3 protein-coding genes are annotated in these 2,664 nt (G+C 63.4%); 1 reads left to right on the top strand and 2 read right to left on the bottom strand.

Translation table 11 applies throughout. The features are described from left to right. Positions 1-298 precede the first annotated feature (298 nt). Positions 299-1,111: a TlpA family protein disulfide reductase gene (locus tag NZN28_RS14220; RefSeq protein WP_295399264.1), complete on the bottom strand. Its 813-nt coding sequence runs from the start codon at positions 1,109-1,111 to the stop codon at positions 299-301. Between the two features lie 320 nt (positions 1,112-1,431). Between NZN28_RS14220 and NZN28_RS14215 the strand changes: the two genes are divergently transcribed. Next, positions 1,432-2,079, top strand: a complete 648-nt coding sequence (locus NZN28_RS14215; protein WP_295399262.1) for a hypothetical protein — start codon at positions 1,432-1,434, stop codon at positions 2,077-2,079. Positions 2,080-2,121: 42 nt separating this feature from the next. On the opposite strand, the gene NZN28_RS14210 is transcribed toward NZN28_RS14215, so the two are convergent. Beyond that, entirely contained in the window at positions 2,122-2,553 is a 432-nt protein-coding gene (locus NZN28_RS14210; RefSeq protein ID WP_295399260.1) for a copper chaperone PCu(A)C, read from the bottom strand. Between the last annotated feature and the right edge of the window lie 111 nt (positions 2,554-2,664).

Below are 2,664 nucleotides of genomic sequence, written 5' to 3'. Positions count from 1 at the left end.
AGCAGCGATTGGCTTTTTGCCATGCGCGTCAGCACCAGTCTTTTGGCGCACCAAAGCCCGTGCAGCCACACCCGCACGGTGAGCGAATTATGTCAATCCCAGCCTGGCCTCGCTTGGTCCCTCCCCTTCCTCGTTGGGGAGGGACCGGTGGGGTGGCTGACCTGGCCCTTCGCGCAACCAGCCGATTGGGGGTCTTGCCCGATACCCTCCCCCGCCCTTCCTACACGGTAGGGAGGGGCTCGAGGGCTCTCACTCTTTGGAAACTGTGGAAGTGCAGGGGTATCTATACGACGGTGTGCTATTTGAGCTGCCCCAAAAGCTGCTCGAGCTGGGCCCGGTTCACCGGCCCCAGGTGACGGGCCAGAATCTGCCCATCGGAGCCAATCAGCAAGGTGGTGGGCAGCCCGCTCACCTGAAAGGCCCGCTGCAAACCGGCACTGTCCAGAAAGACCCGCGCCGAAAGACCGGTTTGCTGCAAAAAGCCCTGGATGGCCCCAGGGTCTTCACCTGCGTTGAGCAAAACAATGGGGTAGCCCTTCTGCTGATACTCCACCAGGAGGGGCATCTCGGCCCGGCAGGGGGGGCACCACGTCGCCCAGAGGTTGACCAGCATGGGCTTGGGCAGGTCTGCAAAGCGCACCTCGCTGGGGCGGGATTGGCCAGGCTCGAGGTACTTTAGCACCTGGGCCTGGTATGCGGGCGGGCTGGCCGATGGGGCCGGGCGGGTAAGACCATGCTGCACCCCCAGCGGCAACAGGGCCACGGCCAGCGAGGCCGCCCCCGGAACCAGCAAGCGGCCCGCTTCCCGCCTCAGCAGGAAAAGCGCCGCCAGGGCCCCGGCGGGGAGTCCCACCCCCCAGTTCCAGCCCCCGCTGCGGATGTCCAGCACGCCCAGCAAAGCTGCACCTGCACTGGGCCAGGTTGACAGGTGCTCCACGGCATAGGCCCCTCGAGCCGCCAGCACCACCACCAGCAACACCCCCCAGGCTTTACCCTCCACACCCCGACGCGCGGCCAACCAGATAAAGGCAAAAACCCCCAGCAACAGGGCCAGATTGGGCCAGCTCAGGGCCAGCGGGCCAAGTAGCAAAGCATCTGGGGTGAGTTTCATCGGCCTAACACCATCCCTATCGCGAATAGAACCGCCAGCCAGGGAAACACGCTGCAGAAAGACAAGCCCCGTACTCGGCAGGATGCCCACGCCTGTAGTCTCTGACGCCACGGAGCAACGCCCTGTTGGTTTTCTTGGGCGGTGGGTCGGTAGCGCTCGAGCGTGGGTCTGGGGATCTTCACGGTGTAAGTATATCCCCATAGGGTATGGTTTGCCAAGATCTACATCTGTGTTGTCTAGGAAACACATCTATGACAAAAATACCTTACCGTAATTTACGGGAAAATACCCGGTTAGGATATTCTACGAGGAGGTTTCAGATGCGTGTTCTGGTTCTTTTCTCGGTCGTTCTGGCCTTGGGTTTTGCCACCGCTCAACCCCTCACCCTGGGAGAGCAGTACCTCTTGCGCGGCTACACCGGCAACGCCATGGGCAAGGTCTGGGCGGGAGCCCTGCGCTTCGAGGGGGTTGAGGTGCTTACCAACAGCAGTTCCATCTGCGCGAGCCTGAGTGGGGCAGCTATCGCTAGCTACCTCGAGGCCCGCCCGAATGCTTCAGTGGCCACCGCAGCGCTGTCCAGCCCCGATGACGTGCTTCGCCTGGTCAGCTTCCGCCAGCCTGCGCTGGCCCTAATCTTCGGTGGTCAGACCGACACCCCGACCAACAACGCCCTGGTCAAGGCGGTGCTGGCCGAGGCGGCCCAGCGCAACTACGGTGGGGCCATCTTCATCCATGTGCGTACCTGGGGTTTGGGCTCGGTGGGCCTGGCGGCCAAAGAGGATGCCAGTATCCGACGTTACCTGAGCGGCAAAAACAACCTATTTGCGGTGTTGGTGGATGGTACTGCTGGCGAGGTGCGGGTGGCCCAGGTTCGCATCAGCACGGCAGGTGACCAGGAAGTGGCCCAGGTGCTTGGAACCCAGAAGATGAGCGAAACCTGGTTGACCCTTTTCCGCCGCTCGCTCTAACGTCTGTTCAAAGGTCTGGCTGCGCCTAAGGGCGCGGCTTTTCTATCGCATCTGCGCGGTCAGGGTGAAGGTTACGCTGGCGCCACCCTCGAGCCGCAGCGTAAGCGGCACCTTCTGCCCCTCGGCCAGGGGCCGGGGGTTTTTTTCCCGCAGGCCGTAGAGCATCAGGTGGTAGCCGCCGGGCAGAATCTGGAGGCGGCCTTTAGCTGGCACGGTGAGGGCGTCCACCCGCCGCATGGCCGAGAGGTCGAGGTGGTTCTGGTGGCCGGGCTGGGTGGTCTGGTGGAACTCCACCCGCGTGGCAATGGGCGTGCTGGCCCCCACAATCTTGAGCGGCTTGTCGGTGGGGTTGTAAAGCACCAGGTAGGCGGCGGTGATGTTGCCGGGCACCCGTCGCACCCAGCCTTGCTCGAGCCGCAGGGTGGGCTGGGCCAGCGCAAAGCCCGCCAGCAGAAAAAGGGCAATCCAGCGCATAAAGGTCATTATCTATCCCTCCGGCCAAAGCGCCAAGCGGCCCCCCAGAAACCCAGCCCCACCGCCAGAAGGCCCACCACCACCGGCAAAAGCCCCCCCGTGTAGCCCAGA

The organism is Meiothermus sp. (assembly GCF_025056915.1).
Lineage (GTDB): Bacteria > Deinococcota > Deinococci > Deinococcales > Thermaceae > Meiothermus.
Note: the sequence above shows the minus strand (reverse complement) of the source record. Positions and strands in the feature narration are given on the sequence as shown.